The sequence below is a fragment of the Curtobacterium sp. MWU13-2055 genome, from assembly GCF_023242305.1.
Classification (GTDB): domain Bacteria; phylum Actinomycetota; class Actinomycetes; order Actinomycetales; family Microbacteriaceae; genus Curtobacterium.
Genome location: NZ_JALLIO010000007.1, coordinates 106,339 through 126,361, shown reverse-complemented (window position 1 = coordinate 126,361; position 20,023 = coordinate 106,339). Strand labels below are relative to the sequence as shown.

Here is a 20,023-nt window from a genome sequence, read left to right as displayed (position 1 = left end):
CGCCCACGCCCCGACCCTGGAAGGCTCCATGCACGACGACATCCCCCTCACCACCGGACGGGCCCGCCGGGTCCTCGACGAGCGCATCACGCCGGCGGTGCACGCCACCGCCGTGCCGTTGGAGACCGCGTGGCACGAGCTGCCCGGTGAGCCCGTCCCGCCGACCGAGGGCCTGCAGCTCACCTTCGAACCGTACGAGGTCGGCACGCCCTGGGGTGCGGCCTGGGGGACGACCTGGTTCCGGCTGACCGGGACGGTACCGAGCGAGTGGGCCGGACGCCGGGTGGAAGCCGTCGTCGACCTCGGCTTCGACAAGAACATGCCGGGGTTCCAGTGCGAGGGGCTCGTCTACCTGGCCGACGGCACGCCGGTAAAGTCGATCAACCCGCGCAACCAGTGGGTGCTGCTGACGGAACGGGCCGAGGGTGGGGAGACGATCGAGCTCTACGTCGAGGCGGCGTCGAACCCCGTCCTGCTCGACTACCACCCCTTCCTCGTCACGCACGAGGGCGACATCCAGACCTCATCGTCGAAGCGGCTGTACACCTCGCGCCGGATGGACCTCGCCGTGTTCGAGTCCGAGGTGCACGAGCTCGCGCTCGACATCGACGTCCTGCTCGAGCTGCAGGCCGAGCTGCCCGAGGGACCGCGACGGATGCGGATCCTGCAGGCCCTCGACGACGCGCTGGACCGACTCGACCTGCAGCACATCGCTGCGACCGCGGGTGACGCGCGTGCGGCGCTCGCCGACGTACTCGCCGCCCCCGCAGAATCCTCGGCGCACACAATCTCGGCGATCGGCCACGCCCACATCGACTCCGCCTGGCTCTGGCCGGTCCGCGAGACGATCCGCAAGGTCGCCCGCACCACCTCGACGATGACCGAGCTCATCGACCAGACCGACGACTTCCTGTACGGCATGTCGAGCGCGCAGCAGTACGCCTGGATCAAGGAGCACCGGCCCGAGGTCTACGCCCGGGTGCGGGCCGCCGTCGAGGCCGGTCGGTTCCTGCCGATCGGCGGCATGTGGGTCGAGTCCGACACCGTGATGCCGACCGGCGAGAGCATCGTCCGCCAGTTCTCGCAGGGGCAGCGGTTCTTCGAGCGCGAGTTCGGCATCCGGCCCAAGGGCGTCTGGCTGCCGGACAGCTTCGGGTACTCGCCGGCGCTGCCGCAGCTCATGCGCCGTGCTGGCTTCGAGTGGTTCTTCACGCAGAAGATCTCGTGGAACCAGGTCAACAAGTTCCCGCACCACACGTTCCTGTGGGAGGGCATCGACGGCTCACGGGTGTTCTCGCACTTCCCGTCGATGGACACCTACAACTCGCGCCTGTCCGGCAGCGAGGTCGCGAAGGCCTCCCGCCAGTTCCGTGAGAACCGGCTCGCCACCGGGTCGATCGCCCCGGTGGGCTGGGGCGACGGCGGCGGCGGCACCACCCGCGAGATGACCGGCACGGCTGCGCGGCTCGCCGACCTCGAGGGCAGCGCGAAGGTCCGCTGGGAGCACCCCGACACGTTCTTCGACCGTGCGAAGTCCGAGCTGACCGACCCGCCCGTGTGGGTGGGGGAGCTCTACCTCGAACTGCACCGCGCCACCCTGACCAGCCAGCACGGCACCAAGCAGGGCAACCGCCGGTGCGAACAGCTCCTCATCGAGGCCGAGCTCTGGGCCACGACCGCCGCCGCACGCAGCGACTTCGCCTACCCGTACGACGAGCTCGACGCCCTGTGGCAGCAGGTGCTGCTCCAGCAGTTCCACGACATCCTGCCGGGCACCTCGATCGCCTGGGTGCACCGCGAAGCGGTCGCGAAGTACGCCGAGACGGCCGCAGCCCTGACCGCGATCATCGGCCAGGCGCTCTCGGCGCTCGCCGGTGCCGGAGACGCGGCCGTCGTCGTGAACCCGGCCCCGTTCCTCCAGGCCGGCGCACCCGCGCAGGGCGCCGTCCTGGCGACCGACGTGGCGGAACCGACCGCTGTCACGCTGACGGAGCAGGACGGCGGGTACGTGCTGGCGAACGAGCTGGTGCGTGTCACGGTCACCGACCAGGGACTCGTCACGAGCGCCGTCGACCTGGCCAGCGGGCGCGAGGCGATCGCCGCCGGGCAGACCGCGAACCTGCTGCAGCTGCACCAGGACTTCCCGAACATGTGGGACGCGTGGGACGTCGACCGGTACTACCGGAATCGGGTCGAGGACCTGGTGGACGTCTCGTCGCTCGAGGCCTCGGTCGACGACGCCGGGGTCGCACGGGTCGTCGTGTCCCGGTCCTTCGGCGACTCGACCGTGCGGCAGGAGATCGTCCTCGCACCGGACTCCCGCACGCTCGAGTTCGACCAGACGACCGACTGGCACGAGACCGAGAAGTTCCTCAAGGTCGCGTTCCCGCTCGACGTCCGCGCTGAGCACACCGTCGCCGAGACGCAGTTCGGGGCGCAGAAGCGGGTGACGCACACGAACACCTCGTGGGAGGCCGCGAAGTTCGAGACGTCGATGCACCGCTACGTGCTGGTGTCCGAGCCGGGCTTCGGCGTCGCGCTCGTGAACGACTCGATCCACGGGTTCGACACCACCCGCGACGCCGTTGACGGGCACGTCACCACCACCGTGCGGCTGTCGCTGCTGCGCGCACCGCGGTTCCCCGACCCCGAGACCGACCAGGGCGTGCAGACGCACCGGTACGGCATCGTCATCGGGACGGACCAGCTCGGAGCCACCGCGGCCGGCGTCCGGATGAACGCCGGCGCGCGGACCGTCACCGGGACGCACGGGTTCGCGCCGCTCGTGCGGGTGTCCGGCGGGGTCGTGCTGTCGAGCGTCAAGCTCGCCGACGACCGCTCCGGCGACCTGGTCGTGCGGGTGTACGAGCCGGTGGGGCGGCGGGGGACCGGGGGGATCGCGGTCGACGGGCCCTTCGGACCGGCTGCCGAGGTCACCCTGCTCGAAGAGCCGCTGGCCTCGGCCGGGACCGTCGACGCGTCCTCGTTCGCCGTCGACGCCTACGAGGTCCGCACCTTCCGCTTCCCACACAACTGAACGACCGACCCATTCAAGGAGGAATGACATGAAGAAGTCCATGAAGTTCGGGATCGTGGCGGCCATCGCCGCGATGGTGGCGGCGCCGCTGGTGCCGTCCGCAGCCACCGCAGCACCGGCATCGGCCGCTGCCACCAAGTCCGGGCCGACGAGCATCGCCTACGTCGAGGTCAACAACGACCAGCTCGCGAACGTCGGCCGCTACACGCTGTCCGGCGGTGCGAACGCCTTCGACGTCGCGATCATCTTCGCGGCGAACATCAACTGGAACGGCTCCAAGGCAGTTCTGGTCAACAACGACAAGGTGCAGGCGACCCTCGACAACGCTGCCACGCAGATCAAGCCGCTGCAGGCGAAGGGTATCAAGGTGTCGCTGTCGGTCCTCGGCAACCACCAGGGTGCGGGCATCGCCAACTTCCCGACCCAGGCCGCGGCGTCGGACTTCGCGTCCCAGATCGCCGCCACCGTGTCGAAGTACGGACTCGACGGCGTCGACCTCGACGACGAGTACTCCGACTACGGCGCGAACGGCACCCCGCAGCCGAACCAGCAGTCGATCGGCTGGCTCATCACCGCGCTGCGTGCCCAGATGCCCGGCAAGCTCATCTCGTTCTACGACATCGGCCCGGCCTCGTCCTCGCTGTCGTCGTCGAGCAGCACCGTCGGCTCGAAGCTCGACTACGCCTGGAACCCCTACTACGGCACGTACTCGGCGCCGTCGATCCCGGGACTCGACAAGTCCAGGTTGTCCGCTGCCGCGGTGGACATCCAGAACACCTCGCAGTCGACGGCGGTGTCGCTCGCGCAGCGCACGAAGGCGGACGGGTACGGCGTCTTCATGACGTACAACCTGCCGGGAGGTGACAAGTCCGCCTACGTCTCCGCCCTGACGCAGAAGCTCTACGGGCAGGCCGCGTCGTACCGCTGACCCTTCCGTCCTGACGGCTGCTCGCGCCCCGTGCTCCCCGGTTCCGGCCTGGAGGCACGGGGCGCGTCCGTCGTCCACGTCCCGCTGGCTCCGGGGAGGCACCAGTTCCTCCTTGCGCTCGACGGTTCCGGTTCGCAGATCCCGGTGATCGTGAACCGGAACCGTCATGGACCGAGATCGAAGCCCGGTCCGGCGCGCTCGACGGCGCGGCCGTACGATCGCGACATGGAGCTCGAGTTCCGCGGTGAGGTGATCGAGTGGCGCGGCCCGGCGCCCTTCTTCTTCGCCGTCGTGCCGCCGGACGCCGCCGAGGTCATCGCCGACCTCGCGCCGATGCTCACCTACGGGTGGGGTGTGATCCCCGCCCGGGTGACGATCGGCGCCGTGACCTGGACCACCTCGTTGTTCCCGAAGGACGGCGGGTACCTCGTGCCGTTGCGTGCGGCGGAGCGCAAGCGTGCCCGGGTGGAACTCGGCGACGCCCCGCAGATCACGCTCGAACTCGGCAGTCCCTGACGACGCACGGTGCGCGCGTGTTCGCCTCGTGCGACGTTGATCGCTCGGTGCGCCGGAACAACCTCGCACTGAGCAAGCAACCGTGCACGGGCCGGAGAACACTGCACCGTGCGGCGACCGTAGACAGAGGGAGGAACGAGAGAGGGGATGACGGGAATCGAACCCGCGTGGCCAGTTTGGAAGACTGGGGCTCTACCATTGAGCTACATCCCCGCGCTGCGCACGTGTCGCAGCCCGACCATCGTAGCGGACGAACGAGTACCGGATGAACGAGCACGACATGCCAGGGCGCGTCATCCCCAAGCCGGACGCCGGCGCCGAGCGCACGATCCGCTGGTCGCGGGTGGTCTCGTACGCGCTGGTGGTCCTCGCCGCGATCGTGTTCTCGATGCGCCCGGAGCTGTTCGGCGATCCGCAGACGCAGCCCGCGCACGCCCTGCTGCACGTGTGGCGGATCGTCGTCGGCATCGTGCTCGCTGTCGCGGCGCTCGGGGTTCAGGTGGTGGTCGGCGTGCGGTGGCGCAACGGCCTGCGACGCGCCGCAGCGGACGAGTGACGTCCCTCCCGGGAACCGCGCACCGGGGGACCGCTAGACTCATCGGCGTCGCATGCGCCCTTCGGCGCGCGCGGACACCCTGGCCCAGTCAAACGGGGCGTAGCTCAGCTTGGTAGAGCGCCCGCTTTGGGAGCGGGAGGTCGCAGGTTCAACTCCTGTCGCCCCGACCAGGTCCTCGAGAACCATCGACCACACGAACGTCAACCAACAGGAGAACATCCCGTGGCCACCAGCACCGTCGACAAGGTGAGCGACACCCGCGTCAAGCTCACCGTGAACGTGACGCCGGAAGATCTCAAGCCGAGCATCGACCACGCGTACAAGCACATCGCCGAGCAGATCAACATCCCCGGCTTCCGCAAGGGCAAGGTCCCGCCGGCGATCGTCGACCAGCGCGTCGGCCGTGGCGAGGTCCTGAACCACGCCGTCGGTGACGCCATCGACAACTTCTACCGCCAGGCGGTCGAAGAGCAGGAGCTGCGCATCCTCGGCCGTGCCGAGGCCGACGTCGCCGAGTTGCCGAACCTCGCCGACTTCGCGGGCGACCTCGTCCTCACCTTCGAGGTCGACGTCCGTCCCGAGTTCGACCTGCCGGACTACTCCGCGTACGAGCTCACCGTCGACGCCGTCGAGGTGTCGGACGACGAGATCGAAGAGGAGCTGCAGAACCTGCGCACCCGCTTCGGCACGCTCGTGACCGTCGACCGTCCGGCGAAGACCGGCGACTTCGCGCAGATCGACCTGACCGCCAGCATCGGCGACGACGAGGTCGACTCGGCCACCGGCGTCTCCTACGAGATCGGCTCCGGCGACCTGCTCGAGGGCATCGACGAGGCGCTCGAGTCCCTGACCGCCGGCGAGTCGACGAACTTCGAGTCGAAGCTCGTCGGTGGCGACCGCGAGGGCGAGACCGCCCAGATCGCCGTCACCGTCACCGCCGTCAAGGAGCGCGAGCTCCCCGAGGCCGACGACGAGTTCGCCCAGATCGCCAGCCAGTTCGACACGATCGACGAGCTCAAGGCAGACCTCAAGGAGCAGATCGCGAAGTCCAAGACCTTCGGTCAGGGCGCCGCGGCTCGCGACAAGCTCGTCGAGAAGCTCATCGAGGACGTCAACATCCCGATCTCGGAGCAGCTCATCGAGGACGAGGTGCACCGTCACCTCGAGCAGGAGAACCGCCTCGAGGACGACGAGCACCGCAAGGAGGTCTCCGAGTCCAGCGAGAAGGCCTTCCGCTCGCAGATCCTCCTCGACTCCATCGCCGAGAAGGAGGAGATCCAGGTCTCCCAGGAGGAACTGACCCAGTACCTCATCCAGGCTGCTGCGCAGTACGGCATGGAGCCGGCCGAGTTCATCAAGGTCATCGACCAGAACGGCCAGATCCCGGGCATGGTCGGCGAGGTCGCCCGCTCGAAGGCTGTCGCGACCGTCCTGTCGAAGGTGACCGTCAAGGACACCAACGGCGACGCAGTCGACCTGTCCGCCTTCACGGCGGGCGTCGCGCAGGCCCCTGCTGAGGACGCCGAGTAACGAACTCGACGCCACCAGCGATACAGACGGGAGGCACGGTGCCAGCTGGCACCGTGCCTCCCGTCTCGTGTTTTCCGCACCACCGCATTGCTGTCGGCGAACACACGCGAAGTGGTGCGTTGCAACCGATAAGTTCGACAACAAGCGACAACTGAACGGGAGCTTTTCCATGGCCGAAGCAACACTGAACCCCAGTGTTTTTGACCGCCTTCTGAGAGACCGGATCGTGTGGCTCGGCTCCGAGGTCCGCGACGACAACTCGAACGAGATCGCGGCCAAGCTGCTGCTGCTCGCCGCCGAAGACCCTGAGAAGGACATCTACCTCTACATCAACTCGCCCGGTGGCTCGATCACCGCCGGCATGGCGATCTACGACACGATGCAGTTCGTCCCGAACGACATCGTGACCGTGGGCATCGGCCTGGCCGCGTCGATGGGACAGTTCCTGCTGTCCTCCGGCACGCCGGGCAAGCGCTACATCACGCCGAACGCCCGCGTCCTGCTGCACCAGCCGTCCGGCGGGTTCGGCGGCACCGCTGCCGACATCCAGACGCAGGCCAAGGTCATCCTCGACATGAAGCAGCGCATGGCGGAGCTCACGGCCGAGCAGACCGGCAAGTCGATCGAGCAGGTCCTCAAGGACAACGACCGCGACAACTGGTTCAGCGCGCAGGAAGCCCTCGAGTACGGCTTCGTCGACCACCTGCGTGCCTCGTCGGCCGAGGTCGTCGGCGGTGGTGGCACCGTCGGTGACGGCGCGACGCCGACCGCGGCTGCCGACCCCGACGCCCAGTCCTGACCCCCACCGAAGAAAAGGAAACGAGAATGCATCTCCCAATGCTCGGTGGCGCGCAGAACGTCCCGGCTCCCTCCGATCGGTACATCCTGCCGAGCTTCGAGGAGCGCACGGCCTACGGCTACAAGCGCCAGGACCCGTACGCGAAGCTCTTCGAGGACCGCATCGTGTTCCTCGGTGTCCAGGTCGACGACGCGTCGGCTGACGACGTCATGGCCCAGCTGCTCGTGCTCGAGTCGATGGACCCCGACCGCGACATCGTCATGTACATCAACTCGCCCGGTGGCTCGTTCACCGCGATGACGGCGATCTACGACACGATGCAGTACATCCGTCCGCAGATCCAGACGGTCTGCCTCGGTCAGGCTGCCTCGGCCGCATCGGTGCTCCTCGCCGGTGGCACGCCGGGCAAGCGTCTGGCCCTGCCGAACGCCCGCGTGCTCATCCACCAGCCCGCTGTCCAGCAGGGTGGCGGACAGGCGTCGGACATCGAGATCCAGGCGGCGGAGATCCTCCGCATGCGCACCTGGCTCGAGGAGACGCTGTCGAAGCACTCCAACAAGACGCCGGCGGAGATCAACCACGACATCGAGCGCGACAAGATCATGTCCGCGCAGGAAGCCGTGGAGTACGGCCTGATCGACCAGGTCCTCACCAGCCGCAAGAACCTGCCGGCGCTCGTCAAGTAGCACCAGCAGGAACGACGAAGGCCCCGCACCGATCGGTGTGGGGCCTTCGTCGTGCAGCGGTGTCAGTCCTCGGGGTCGTCCGTCTCGAGCGCGGGGCGGCGCCGCAGGAGCAGCAGGACCGCGACGACCGCGGCGACGAGGACGACGCCTCCGGCGCCGATCCAGAGCGCGTCGGTCGCGGCAGAGTCGGTGTTACCCGATGCGGTGCCGGTGGTGGCGGCCTCGGTGGAGTCGTCTCCCGCGGTGGCGCAGGTCGGCGGCGTGGTCGATCCCGAGGCCGCGGAGGAGCCGGACGGGGCCTTCCACGTGAAGGCGTACTCGTCGGAGACGGTGTGGCCGTCGGCGGAGACGATCTGCCACTCGACGGTGTACTTCCCCGAGTCGCCGAGCGCGGCGGGCGTGGTCATCGAGGGGCCGTCGATGTCGACGCAGCCGTCCTCGTAGTACTTCCCGTCCGGGCCCACGACCCGGAAGGCGAAGCCCGAACCGGAGTCGCCGATGTCGAGCAGCTTGTCGTTCGTGGTGATCTCGAACGCCTTCGGCAGGCTCGTGAGTGTGCCGCCGACCTCCGGGGTGGACGCGATCAGGTAGTTGTGCGCGCTGGCGGGACCCGCGAGCCCGAGGACCGCACCGCACGCGATCGCGACGGCCGCGGCGGACCCGGCCACGAGCCTCCAGGCAGAGGACCGCAGCCGAGTCCGACGCGAGCCGCGCTGCGTCACTTGGCGGAGCTCCGACGACGCGTGCCGGCGACGGCGACGACCAGGGCGACGGCGCCGAGCACCAGACCGCCCAGGCCGAGGAAGCGGCCGACCAGGTCGGGGTCCGCGGGGGTCGTCGAGCCGGCTGCGGCCTCGGCGGTCGGGGTGGTGGCGACCGGGTCACCGTCGTCGTCCGTGGCCTCGGCCGCGGTCAGCGTGATCGAGGGGGCCGGGTGCTCGGGCTCGGCCTCGCCGGCCTGCTGCTCCTGGTTCCACTCGACCGAGCCCTTCTCGCAGGTCTGCAGCACGGGGAACTCGACGAGGTCGCCGGCCTTGCCGTCCGGCAGGGAGAAGGAGAACGCGAAGGTGTCGCGCTCGTCGGCGGGGAGGGGGGTCTTCGCCGTGTAGGTGATGCTCGTGACGCGCTCGGCGGCGTCCTCGGCGTGCTCACCGTCGGCCGCGGCGGAGGGGCTCGTGTACGGCTCGGTCGCCTTCGTGATCTTCCAGTTCGGGTTCACGGTGGGGGTGACCTCGATGACGGACTCCGGCACCTGGAACTCGATCTTCGTGGTGGGGGAGCCGTCGCAGCCGTGCGGGACCGAGAAGGTCGCCGTGGTGTACGAGTTCGCGGCGGTCGAGGTGGCCGTCGCGGACACGTGCGCGCTGGCTGCGCCGGCGGTGCCGAGGACGATGACGGCCACGGCGCCGAGGGTGACGGCGCCGCCGGCGGCGAGACGCTTCTGCATGGGGATCCTTCGATGGTCGGGACGGTGTTTCTACAACTTGTAGAGAAGACTGGATCACGGTAGCAGGCCCGAACGCCCTGGGCGAACGCGCGCGCGAAATCCCGCGGCGCCGCACGGTCGGTGTCACCGGTTGCGGTTAGGCTCGTGTCCACGACGAGGTGCCCACCAGCAGCGGTGCACCAGCGGCCGGTGCGAGTGCGCGGGCCGGCACGTCCAACCAGGGAGGCACGGCAATGGCACGCATCGGAGAGAGCGGGGACCTCCTCAAGTGCTCCTTCTGCGGCAAGAGCCAGAAGCAGGTCCAGCAGTTGATCGCCGGTCCGGGTGTCTACATCTGCGACGAGTGCGTCGAGCTGTGCAACGAGATCATCGAGGAGCGTCTGGCGGAAGCCGGCGAGGACACCTCGAGCGGTGACTTCGAACTGCCGAAGCCGCGCGAGATCTTCGACTTCCTGCAGGAGTACGTCATCGGGCAGGACCCGGCGAAGCGCGCCCTCGCCGTGGCCGTCTACAACCACTACAAGCGCATCCGGGCGCAGGGGCAGATCACCGCTGCCGAAGACCGCGACGACATCGAGATCGCGAAGTCGAACATCCTGCTCATCGGCCCGACCGGCTGCGGCAAGACCTACCTGGCGCAGACCCTGGCGAAGCGCCTCAACGTGCCGTTCGCCGTCGCCGACGCCACCGCCCTGACCGAGGCCGGCTACGTCGGTGAAGACGTCGAGAACATCCTGCTCAAGCTGATCCAGGCCGCCGACTACGACGTCAAGCGGGCCGAGACCGGCATCATCTACATCGACGAGGTCGACAAGATCGCCCGCAAGGCCGAGAACCCGTCGATCACGCGCGACGTCTCCGGCGAAGGCGTGCAGCAGGCACTGCTCAAGATCCTCGAGGGCACCGTCGCGTCGGTCCCGCCGCAGGGTGGTCGCAAGCACCCGCACCAGGAGTTCATCCAGATCGACACGACGAACGTCCTGTTCATCGTGGCCGGTGCGTTCGCCGGGCTCGAGGACATCGTGTCCTCGCGCGTCGGCAAGCGGGGGATCGGCTTCGGGGCGCCGCTGCACAGTGCGACCGACCACCAGGACCTGTACTCCGAGGTCCTGCCGGAAGACCTGCACAAGTTCGGCCTGATCCCCGAGTTCATCGGTCGTCTGCCCGTCGTCACCACGGTGTCGCAGCTCGACCAGGCAGCGCTCATGCAGATCCTGACCGAGCCGAAGAACGCGCTGATCAAGCAGTACCAGCGGATGTTCCAGATCGACGGCGTCGAGCTCGAGTTCGACCAGGGTGCGCTCGAGGCGATCGCCGACCTGGCCGTGCTGCGCCAGACCGGTGCCCGTGGTCTGCGCGCCATCCTCGAAGAGGTCCTCGGCCCGGTGATGTTCGACGTCCCGTCCGACGACGACGTCGCCCGCGTGGTGATCACCCGCGAGTCCGTGCTCGAGAACGCGGCGCCGACCATCGTGCCCCGGCCGCGGGCGAAGCGCGTCGAGAAGTCGGCGTAGCGCCCCGCTCGCGACGAAGCCCCGCACCGGATCGGTGCGGGGCTTCGTCGTGGTGGGGCGGTCGGCGCGGTCCGCGGATCGACGTCTGGTTCTTCCCATGACGGCTGCGATGGAAAGTGGGATCGGGCGTAGCTGGTCGGAAGTTCCGAACAGGTACGCCCGATTCGCCGCGGTACGCCCGGAAGCGCCCGGTCCCCGCGCGCCCTACTCGAGGCCGCGGCGACGCAGCAGCGGCCCGACCTCGGCGTCGCGGCCGCGGAAGTCGCGGTACGCCTCGAGCGGGTCCTTCGAGCCACCGACGCCCAACAGCCGTTCCGCGAAGCGCCGACCGGCCGCGCGGTCCAGCCCGCCGTTGTCGCGGAACCACTCGACCGTGTCGGCGTCGAGCACCTCGGACCAGATGTAGCCGTAGTACCCGGCGTCGTACCCGCCCGAGAACGTGTGCGCGAAGTACGTCGACGAGTAGCGCGGCGGCACGGCCTCGACGGCGATCCCGGCGGCGGCGAGGGCGTTCCGCTCGAAGTCCTCGACGGACGTGACCGCAGCGGCGTCGGCGGAGGACAGCCGGTGCCACGCCTGGTCGAGCAACGCCGCGGCCAGGTACTCCGTCGTGCCGAAGCCCTCGTTGAAGCCCTCGGACTCGCTCAGGCCCAGGACGAGCTCGGGCGGCAGCGGGGCACCGGTCTCGTGGTGCTTCGCGTAGTTCGCCAGGACCGACGGCCACGACACCCACATCTCGTTCACCTGGCTCGGGAACTCGACGAAGTCGCGCTCGACGTTCGTGCCCGAGAACCGGGGGTAGGTGGTGCGGGCGATGAGGCCGTGCAGCGCGTGGCCGAACTCGTGGAAGAGCGTCTCGACCTCGTCCTGGATGAGCAGCGTCGGCGACCCGGGGGCCGGCTTCGCGACGTTGAGGTTGTTCACCACGACGGGCAGCGTGCCGAGCAGCTCGGACTGCTCGACCACGGGGTTCATCCACGCGCCGCCGCGCTTGCCGTCGCGCGTGTACAGGTCGAGCAGGTAGAGCCCGACGGGTTCGTCGTCGTCGCCGGTGACCTCGAAGACACGGACCTCGTCGTTGTAGCCGTGCAGGTCCGGGCGCTCGGTGAAGGTCAGGCCGTAGAGGGCGCCCGCGGCGTGGAAGACGCCGTCGTGCAGGACCCGGTCAGCCTCGAAGTACGGTCGGAGCGCCGAGCTGTCCGCAGCGAACTGCTCGCCGCGCAGGATCTCGGTGGCGTACGCCCAGTCCCACGACTCGATGTCGAACCCGACCGTTCGGGACCGGACGGCCCGCTCGTCGTCGGCGTTCCGCGCCGCAGCGCCGACGAGCGACGACAGCAGGCCGTCGACGGCTTCGGGGGTCTTCGCCGTCTCGTCGGCAGTGACGACCGCGGCGTGGTTGGGGAACCCGAGCAGTTCGGCGCGCTCGGCACGGAGCCGGACGATGCGCAGCAGGACCTCGCGGTTGTCGTACTGGTTGCCGCGGCGGCCGCGGGCGAGCGAGGCGCGCATGATCCGCTCGCGCAGGTCGCGGTTTGCGAGCGACGGCAGCCACGGGTGGCCGGTGTAGAGCGGCAGGGTGATGAGCCAGCCCTCGAGGCCGCGGTCCGCAGCGGACCCGGCAGCGGCGGACTTCGCACCGTCGTCGAGCCCCTCGAGCTCGGCTTCGTCGGTCACGTGCACGGCGGAGTCGTTGGTGTCCTCGAGCAGGTTGCGCTCGAAAGTGGTCGTGAGCGTCGACAGCTCCTGGTTGATCGCGGTCAGGCGCTCCTTGCCCGCGTCGTCGAGCCCGGCGCCCGCCAGGGTCATCTCGGCGTGGGTGCGCTCGACCAGGCGGAGCGCTTCGCCCTCGAGCCCGGCGGCTGCGGCGCCGTCGAGCACGGACTGCACGCGGGTGTAGAGCCGGGAGTCCAGCGTGATCGCGTCGCGGTGGGCGGCGAGCAACGGCGAGACCTCGGCCTCGAGGTCGTGCAGCTCCGGCGTCGAGTCCGCCGACGACAGCGTGAAGAACACGTGGCTGACACGGGTCAGCAGCTGCCCGGAGCGCTCGAGGGCGATGAGGGTGTTCTCGACCGTCGGTGCGTGCGGATCGGTGGCGATGGCCTCGACCTCGGCGCGCTGCTCGGCCATGCCGGCCTCGAAGGCCGGTCGGTAGTGCTCGAGTCGCACGTCGCCGAAGGGCGGCAGGGCGTAGGGGAGGGTGCTCGGGACGTCGAACGGGGTTGCCATGGCAACCACACTACGGACGTCGCGCCGCGACGGGGCGGACGGGAGGCCCGTGGCGGCCTGGCCCCGCGCCTCTCCCCACCGGCACGGCCGTCGCGCCGCTGGCGCGTCGCACCGGAACCGGCGGCGTGGGCCCAGTCCGCCCTGTGGGCGCGTTCCTTCCCATCGCGACCGGCTTGGAAAGCGGAATCGGGCGTACCTGGTCGGAAGAACCGACCAGGTACGCCCGGAACGACCAGGTACGCCCGGAACGACCAGGTCAGCGGGACGGCCCCGTCGCGGCGTCGATCAGCGTCGACGCGGCACGACGGGCATGCGCCGCGGGCTCCGTGGTGCCGGCGATGGCAGCAGTGGTCTGCGCGCCCTCGGCGAGCAGGGCGAGCTGTGCGGCGAGTTCCTCGGCACGGTCCGGATCGGCGACGACCTCGGCGGTGAGCTCCTGCACGAACCGCTGGAACGAGTCCTTGTGGTCGCGGGCGATCTCGGCGACCGCGGGCGAGGTCGCGCCGAGCTCGCCGAAGGCGTTGATGAACCCGCAGCCGCGGAACGTGTCGTCGCCGAACCACGACTCGAGGAAGTCGTACACGGCGAGCAGCTTGTCGCGCGGGGTCGTGGCCGCCTCGACCGCGCCGTGCACGCCGCGCTCCCACAGGTCGTGCCGCCCGGACAGGACGGCCGCGATGAGCTGCTCCTTGCCGGGGAACGCCGCGTAGAGCTTCTTCAGCGAGACGCCTGCGCCCGTGCGGATCTCGTCCATGCCGACGGACTGGATGCCGCGCGCGTAGAACAGCTGGTCGGCGACGTCCACGATGTGTGCGCGGACGTCGGCGTCGACCGTGCTGATGGTGCTGGTTGCCATGACGTACCCCGTTCGCTGCGTGTTCACCATTCCCGAGTTGCGCCGGGAACGATCGTTCTCTAGTGTAAGGCACATCGACGGAGAACGGACGTTCTCCGCGAGGCTCAGGGAAGGAAACGATCATGGGTGCCATCACCGTCGGAACCGAGAACAGCGTCGACATCGAACTCCACTACGAGGACAAGGGAACCGGTCAGCCGATCGTGCTGATCCACGGCTTCCCCCTCGACGGCAACTCGTGGGAGGGCCAGACCCCGGCCCTGCTCGAGGCCGGCTACCGCGTGATCACGTACGACCGCCGCGGCTTCGGGCAGTCCTCGCAGCCGAGCACCGGCTACGACTACGACACCTTCGCCGACGACCTGCACACCGTCCTCGAGACCCTCGACCTGCGCGACGTGATCCTGGTCGGCTTCTCGATGGGCACCGGCGAGATCGCCCGCTACATCGGCCGCCACGGACAGGACCGCATCGCGAAGGTCGCGTTCCTCGCCTCGCTCGAGCCCTTCCTGGCCATCACCGACGACAACCCGGACGGCGCCGGCCCGATGTCGTTCTTCGAGGGCATCGCGGCTGATGTGAAGAAGGACCGGTACGCGTACTTCACGAACTTCTACCAGGACTTCTTCAACCTGTCGGAGAACCTCGGCTCGCGCATCTCGGAAGAGGCCGTCCGCAACGCCTGGAACGTCGCCGCCGGCTCGGGTGCGATCGCGTCCGCCGCAGCACCGCTGACCTGGCCGACCGACTTCCGTCAGGACATCCCGAAGGTGACCGTCCCGGCGCTCATCGTGCACGGCACGGCGGACAACATCTTGCCGATCGACGCCACCGGTCGACGCTTCACCAAGGCGCTGCCGGCCGCGAAGTACGTCGAGATCGAGGGCGCCCCGCACGGCCTGCTCACCACGCACACCGCCGAGGTGAACGAGGTCCTGCTCACCTGGCTCGCCGAGTAGCCGCTCGCATCGTGAGCAGAAATGGTCGGGTTCCCACCGGGGACCCGACCATTTCTGCTCACCGAGCGACCTCGCCCCGCGTCAGTCCTCTTCCGCGGCGTCGTCGGGGTTCGTGACCTGGGCGTGCCCGGCATCGTCGAGGTGGATCGAGGTGCCGTCGTCGAGCTCGACGATCGGCTTGCCCTCGAGGAACGTCAGGGTCCAGCCCCACGTCCCCGTGTCGACCGACTCGGCCGCCAGCTCGTCCTCGACCCCGCGCACGGCGACGACCATCGCTTCGGGCAGTCGCGCAGGCGGCTCCCCACCCACGCTCCATCGTGTGCCCAACTGCATCCGTGCCTCCTGTCCGGTGGTGGACGGGCCGGGTCGCCGACGCGACCCGGCCCGGACGACCGACGTTACGCCTGCTGTTCCGCCAGCTCGATCTCGGTGACGGCGAGCTCGTCGCCGTCGACGAACGACAGGTTCTCGATGCGGCCGACGGCCGCCAGGTCGACCGCCGCGCGCTCGATGAGCGCCCGCGTCTCGGCCGGCGCCGCGACGACGGCACGCGTGACGGGCGTCTTCTGGGACGCCTTCGCCGACGTCTTCGCGCCGCGGATCCCGATGAGCGCCTGTCCGACGGCCGCGAGCAGCCCGGTGGGGGCCGCGTCGGTGGGCAGGTCGGCAGCGGTCGGCCAGGAGGCCCGGTGCACGCTGGTCTCGTGGGTCCAGGCCCACACCTCTTCCGTCGCGTACGGGAGGAACGGTGCCAGCAGTCGGAGCAGCACGTCGATCGCGCCGCGCAGCGCCAGGACCGCGCTCGCCTGGGTCTCGTGCGTCGCGTCGGCCGCCGTGCCGTAGGCACGTTCCTTCACGAGCTCGAGGTAGTCGTCGCAGAAGGTCCAGAAGAACCGCTCCGTGATCTCGAGCGCGCGGGCGTGGTCGAAGCCGTCGAACGCGGCGGTGGCCTGCTCGACGACCGCACCGAGCTCGGCGAGCATGTCGACGTCGAGTGCCTCGGTCACGCTCGTGGCGCCCTCGGGCAGGGGGAAGCCGTAGACGAACTTGGCGGCGTTCAGGACCTTGATCGCCAGACGACGTCCGACCTTGATCTGCTTCGGGTTCTGCGGGTCGAACGCGGCGTCGGTGCCGAGCTTCGACGAGGCCGCCCAGTAGCGGACCGCGTCGGCACCGTGCTGCTCGAGGATCGACAGCGGCGTGACGACGTTGCCCTTCGACTTCGACATCTTCTTGCGGTCGGGGTCGACGATGAAGCCGGAGATGCTCGCGTGCTTCCACGGCACGGTGTCCGCTTCGAGCTGGCTGCGGAGCACCGTCGTGAAGAGCCACGTGCGGATGATGTCCTGCGCCTGCGGGCGGACGTCGTACGGGTACACCAGGTCGTACAGCGCCGGGTCGGTCTCCCACTTGCCCGCGAGCTGCGGGGTGAGCGACGAGGTGGCCCAGGTGTCCATGACGTCGAGCTCGCCCTGGAACCCGCCGGCGACGCCGCGCTGGTCCTCGGAGTAGCCGGGTGCCGGGTCGGACGACGGGTCGACGGGCAGCTGCGCCTCGGTCGGGACGATCGGCTGGTCGAACACCGGGTTGCCATCGGCGTCGAGCGGGTACCAGACCGGGATCGGCACGCCGAAGAACCGCTGGCGCGAGATGAGCCAGTCGCCGGACAGGCCACCGACCCAGTTGTCGTAGCGGACGCGCATGAAGTCGGGGTGGAACGCGATCTCCTCGCCGCGGGCGCGGAGCGTCGCCTTCAGGGCTTCGTCGCGGGCGCCGTTGACGATGTACCACTGGCGGGTCGAGACGATCTCGAGGGGCTTGTCGCCCTTCTCGAAGAACTTCACCGGGTGGTTGATCGTCTTGACGTCGCCGACGAGCTCGCCGGACTCGGTCAGGGCGTCCACGACGACCTTCTTCGCCGAGAACACGGTCTTGCCGGCCATCTCGGCGTAGATCGCCTTGCCGGTCGCCGACTCGATCCACGCGGGCTCGTCGGAGCGCACGCGGCCGTCGAAGCCGAGGATCGCGCGGTTCGGCAGCTGCAGCTCGCGCCACCAGACCACGTCGGTGGTGTCGCCGAAGGTGCAGACCATCGCGATGCCGGCGCCCTTGTCCTTCTGCGCCAGGTGGTGTGCGAGCACCGGGACCTCGACGTCGAAGAGGGGGGAGCGGACCGTGGTGCCGAACAGGTCCTGGAACCGCTCGTCGTCGGGGTGCGCGACGAGGGCGACGCACGCCGGCAGCAGCTCGGGACGGGTCGTCTGGATCACGACGTCGTCGCCGCCGTCGGTACGGTGGAACGCGATGCCGTGGTACGCGCCGGGCATCTCCTTGTCCTCGAGCTCGGCCTGCGCGACCGCGGTGCGGAACGTGACGTCCCACAGGGTCGGGGCGTCGGCCTGGTAGGCCTCGCCGCGCTCGAGGTTGCGGAGGAAGGCGCGCTGCGCGCTCGCCCGCGAGGTGTCGTCGATGGTGCGGTACGACTGCGTCCAGTCCACCGACAGGCCGAGGGTGCGGAAGAGCTCCTCGAACTGCTGCTCGTCCTGCACCGTGAGCTGGTCGCACAGCGCGATGAAGTTGCGGCGCGAGATCGGCAGCTGGTCGGCGGCCTTCGACGACTTGCCGTCGCCGCCCTCGAACGGCGGCGTGAAGTCGGGGTCGTAGGGGAGCGTCGGGTCGCAGCGGACGCCGTAGTAGTTCTGCACGCGGCGCTCGGTCGGCAGGCCGTTGTCGTCCCAGCCCATCGGGTAGAAGACGTGCTTGCCCCGCATGCGCTCGAACCGCGCCTTGAGGTCGGTGTGCGTGTACGAGAAGACGTGCCCGATGTGCAGCGACCCGGAGGCGGTCGGCGGCGGGGTGTCGATCGAGTAGACGGCGTCGCGGTGGCCGGCGGCGTCACGGTCGAAGCGGTAGGTGCCGTCCTGCTCCCAGACCCGCCCCCAGACCTGCTCGAGTCCGTCGACGCTGGGCTTCTCGGGCATGGGCTTGGTCATGGCTGCGCCTTCCGTGCGTGTGTGCGGCACCGAGTCCGTGATGAGGTGCCTGAGTGTCCCCGCTCGATGCGAGGTGCCCCAATCGTAGCGGGCGGGACCGACGCCGCTCACGAGTGCTGGGAGCGGCGATTACCACACCGACCTGTCGGACACGCCGGAGACCTGGTAGTCTGTCGGAGTTTGTCCGGCGAGCGCGGGTTCGCAGGAACTGCACCGTTGCCGTCCGCCGGACGCCCGAAGGACGCACCGCACACCGGAGGAACGACTTGGCACCGAACGACGCACCCCACCCGCACGGCGATCGGCCGCAGCCGCACGGCGACCGACCGCTGCGCTCGAAGGGCGCTGCGAAGCGCGCTCGGCGCAAGCTGACGAAGGACGACGTCACCGTCGTCGAGGAGTCGCTGCTCAAGCGCGCCGTGGCGGCCGCCGCCCTCGGCAACGCGATGGAGTGGTTCGACTTCGGCATCTTCGCGTACCTGACCGTCACGATCTCGCAGGTCTTCCTGCCGCAGGGCGACCCGGCCGCGAACATCGTCGCGACCTTCGGGTTCTTCGCCGCGGCGTTCATCGTCCGACCGATCGGTGGCGCCGTCTTCGGTCCGATCGGCGACCGGATCGGCCGGCAGAAGGTCCTCGCGCTGACGATGATCCTGATGGCCGCCGGCACGCTGATGATCGGCCTGATCCCGTCGTACGACTCGATCGGCTTCTGGGCACCGGTCCTGCTGCTCGTGGCCCGCTTCGTGCAGGGCTTCTCGACCGGCGGTGAGTACGGCGGCGCCGCGACCTTCATCGCCGAGTACTCGCCCGACAAGCGCCGTGGGTTCATGGGCTCGTGGCTCGAGTTCGGCACCCTGGCCGGCTACGTGCTCGGCGCGTCGATCGTCACCGGCCTGCAGTTCGGCCTGTCCGAGGACGCCCTGCTCAGCTGGGGCTGGCGTATCCCGTTCATCATCGCGGGCCCGCTCGGCCTGATCGGGCTGTACCTGCGCCTCAAGCTCGAGGAGACCCCGGCCTTCCAGAAGCAGCAGGAGCAGGCCGCCGAGCGCGAGGGGCAGAAGACCCCGTTCCTCAAGCTCTTCGCCGAGAACTGGCGCGCGCTCATCATCTGCATCGGCCTGGTCCTGGTCTTCAACGTGACCGACTACATGCTGCTGTCGTACATGCCGACCTACCTCGAGCAGAACCTCGGCCAGAACGCCACGTTCGGCCTCATCCTGATCGTCGTCGTGATGCTGCTCATGATGGTCGTCATCACGTTCGGTGGCCGGCTGTCCGACAAGTTCGGTCGTCGCCCGGTGCTCGCCGCCGGCTGCATCGGCTTCATCCTGCTGTCCTGGCCTGCCCTCAAGCTCGTCCAGACCGGCACGGGCGTCGGGGTGTTCTCCGGCCTGCTCATCCTCGGTGTCGTGCTCGTCACGTTCACCTCGACGATGCCGTCGACGCTGCCCGCGCTGTTCCCGACGATCATCCGCTACGGCGCGCTCGCGATCGCCTTCAACGTCTCGGTGTCGCTGTTCGGTGGCACGACCCCGCTCGCGACCTCGGCGCTCATCAACGCCGCGAAGGACGCCGGCTACGGCTGGGCCGAGGACATCCCGGCCTTCTACCTGATGCTGGCCGCCGTCATCGGGCTCGTCGCGGTGTACTTCACCAAGGAGACCGCCGCCACCCCGCTCATGGGCTCCGGCCCGACGGTCGGTTCCGAGGACGAGGTCGCCGGCGTGATCGACGACTACAACGACCCGACGTCGGAGTTCGCGCAGTCGGACTGGGCGAAGGAGTTCGCGACCAGTGAGATCCCGATCATCTCGGGCGACGCGGCGAAGAAGGAGTCCGCGGACTCCTGACCCCGGTCACACCCGCCCTGGAGGCTCGGTGCACGTCCGCCACGGACGCGCGCCGGGCCTCCGGTCACGTTCAGGGCCGTGGGGGACGTCACGCGCGCAGCGACAGTTCGCGGACGCGGC

16 protein-coding genes and 2 tRNA genes are annotated in these 20,023 nt (G+C 69.3%); 11 read left to right on the top strand and 7 right to left on the bottom strand.

The window, feature by feature from the left end; genetic code table 11:
* Positions 1–28 precede the first annotated feature (28 nt).
* From M4960_RS14545 to M4960_RS14535, 3 genes are all read left to right on the top strand, one after another.
* Positions 29–3,037: a glycoside hydrolase family 38 C-terminal domain-containing protein gene (locus tag M4960_RS14545; RefSeq protein WP_248704611.1), complete on the top strand. Its 3,009-nt coding sequence runs from the start codon at positions 29–31 to the stop codon at positions 3,035–3,037.
* Positions 3,038–3,065: 28 nt separating this feature from the next.
* Positions 3,066–3,965: an endo-beta-N-acetylglucosaminidase H gene (locus M4960_RS14540; RefSeq protein WP_248704610.1), complete on the top strand. Its 900-nt coding sequence runs from the start codon at positions 3,066–3,068 to the stop codon at positions 3,963–3,965.
* 225 nt (positions 3,966–4,190) lie between these two features.
* Positions 4,191–4,481 carry a DUF1905 domain-containing protein gene (locus tag M4960_RS14535; protein ID WP_248704609.1) on the top strand — a complete coding sequence of 97 codons (291 nt, stop codon included), beginning with the start codon at positions 4,191–4,193 and terminating at the stop codon, positions 4,479–4,481.
* Between the two features lie 142 nt (positions 4,482–4,623).
* Here the strand turns inward: M4960_RS14535 and M4960_RS14530 are convergent.
* Positions 4,624–4,694: transfer RNA gene (locus M4960_RS14530), tRNA-Gly, on the bottom strand.
* 52 nt (positions 4,695–4,746) lie between these two features.
* Here M4960_RS14530 and M4960_RS14525 point away from each other — a divergent pair.
* The 5 genes from M4960_RS14525 to M4960_RS14505 all read left to right on the top strand — a co-directional run bounded on the left by M4960_RS14525 (position 4,747) and on the right by M4960_RS14505 (position 8,052).
* Positions 4,747–5,037, top strand: coding sequence for a hypothetical protein (locus M4960_RS14525; protein ID WP_248704608.1), 291 nt, complete (start codon positions 4,747–4,749; stop codon positions 5,035–5,037).
* A gap of 93 nt (positions 5,038–5,130) precedes the next feature.
* A tRNA-Pro gene (locus M4960_RS14520) sits at positions 5,131–5,207 on the top strand.
* 52 nt (positions 5,208–5,259) lie between these two features.
* On the top strand, positions 5,260–6,567 hold the full coding sequence (tig, locus tag M4960_RS14515; RefSeq protein WP_159572754.1) for a trigger factor: 1,308 nt from the start codon (positions 5,260–5,262) through the stop codon (positions 6,565–6,567).
* Between the two features lie 169 nt (positions 6,568–6,736).
* On the top strand, positions 6,737–7,366 hold the full coding sequence (locus M4960_RS14510) for an ATP-dependent Clp protease proteolytic subunit (protein ID WP_111084515.1): 630 nt from the start codon (positions 6,737–6,739) through the stop codon (positions 7,364–7,366).
* A gap of 26 nt (positions 7,367–7,392) precedes the next feature.
* Positions 7,393–8,052, top strand: coding sequence for an ATP-dependent Clp protease proteolytic subunit (locus M4960_RS14505; protein WP_111075987.1), 660 nt, complete (start codon positions 7,393–7,395; stop codon positions 8,050–8,052).
* Between the two features lie 62 nt (positions 8,053–8,114).
* On the opposite strand, the gene M4960_RS14500 is transcribed toward M4960_RS14505, so the two are convergent.
* Positions 8,115–8,720 (bottom strand): copper resistance CopC family protein, encoded by a 606-nt coding sequence (locus tag M4960_RS14500; RefSeq protein WP_248704607.1) that lies wholly within the window; start codon positions 8,718–8,720, stop codon positions 8,115–8,117.
* A 50-nt stretch (positions 8,721–8,770) separates the two neighbouring features.
* Positions 8,771–9,499 (bottom strand): YcnI family protein, encoded by a 729-nt coding sequence (locus M4960_RS14495; protein WP_248704606.1) that lies wholly within the window; start codon positions 9,497–9,499, stop codon positions 8,771–8,773.
* Positions 9,500–9,732: 233 nt separating this feature from the next.
* On the opposite strand from M4960_RS14495, the gene clpX reads away from it, so the two are divergent.
* A complete protein-coding gene (clpX, locus tag M4960_RS14490; RefSeq protein ID WP_111084519.1) occupies positions 9,733–11,013 on the top strand; it encodes an ATP-dependent Clp protease ATP-binding subunit ClpX in 1,281 nt (426 codons plus the stop codon).
* 204 nt (positions 11,014–11,217) lie between these two features.
* Here the strand turns inward: clpX and M4960_RS14485 are convergent, their stop codons facing one another.
* Together M4960_RS14485 and M4960_RS14480 are read right to left on the bottom strand one after the other, a co-directional pair.
* On the bottom strand, positions 11,218–13,242 hold the full coding sequence (locus M4960_RS14485; RefSeq protein ID WP_248704605.1) for a M3 family metallopeptidase: 2,025 nt from the start codon (positions 13,240–13,242) through the stop codon (positions 11,218–11,220).
* A gap of 256 nt (positions 13,243–13,498) precedes the next feature.
* The gene (locus tag M4960_RS14480) at positions 13,499–14,098 is read right to left on the bottom strand and encodes a TetR/AcrR family transcriptional regulator (RefSeq protein WP_132099662.1); all 600 of its coding nucleotides are present in this window, start codon (positions 14,096–14,098) and stop codon (positions 13,499–13,501) included.
* 122 nt (positions 14,099–14,220) lie between these two features.
* Here M4960_RS14480 and M4960_RS14475 point away from each other — a divergent pair, with 122 nt between their 5' ends.
* Positions 14,221–15,057, top strand: coding sequence for an alpha/beta fold hydrolase (locus tag M4960_RS14475; RefSeq protein ID WP_133936725.1), 837 nt, complete (start codon positions 14,221–14,223; stop codon positions 15,055–15,057).
* 81 nt (positions 15,058–15,138) lie between these two features.
* Here the strand turns inward: M4960_RS14475 and M4960_RS14470 are convergent, their stop codons facing one another.
* Both M4960_RS14470 and valS read right to left on the bottom strand, forming a co-directional pair.
* Positions 15,139–15,390, bottom strand: a complete 252-nt coding sequence (locus M4960_RS14470) for a hypothetical protein (RefSeq protein WP_123293970.1) — start codon at positions 15,388–15,390, stop codon at positions 15,139–15,141.
* A 65-nt stretch (positions 15,391–15,455) separates the two neighbouring features.
* Entirely contained in the window at positions 15,456–18,050 is a 2,595-nt protein-coding gene (valS, locus tag M4960_RS14465) for a valine--tRNA ligase (protein WP_248704604.1), read from the bottom strand.
* A 266-nt stretch (positions 18,051–18,316) separates the two neighbouring features.
* Here valS and proP point away from each other — a divergent pair, with 266 nt between their 5' ends.
* The gene (gene proP, locus M4960_RS14460; RefSeq protein ID WP_248704603.1) at positions 18,317–19,903 is read left to right on the top strand and encodes a glycine betaine/L-proline transporter ProP; all 1,587 of its coding nucleotides are present in this window, start codon (positions 18,317–18,319) and stop codon (positions 19,901–19,903) included.
* Positions 19,904–20,023: the final 120 nt, after the last annotated feature.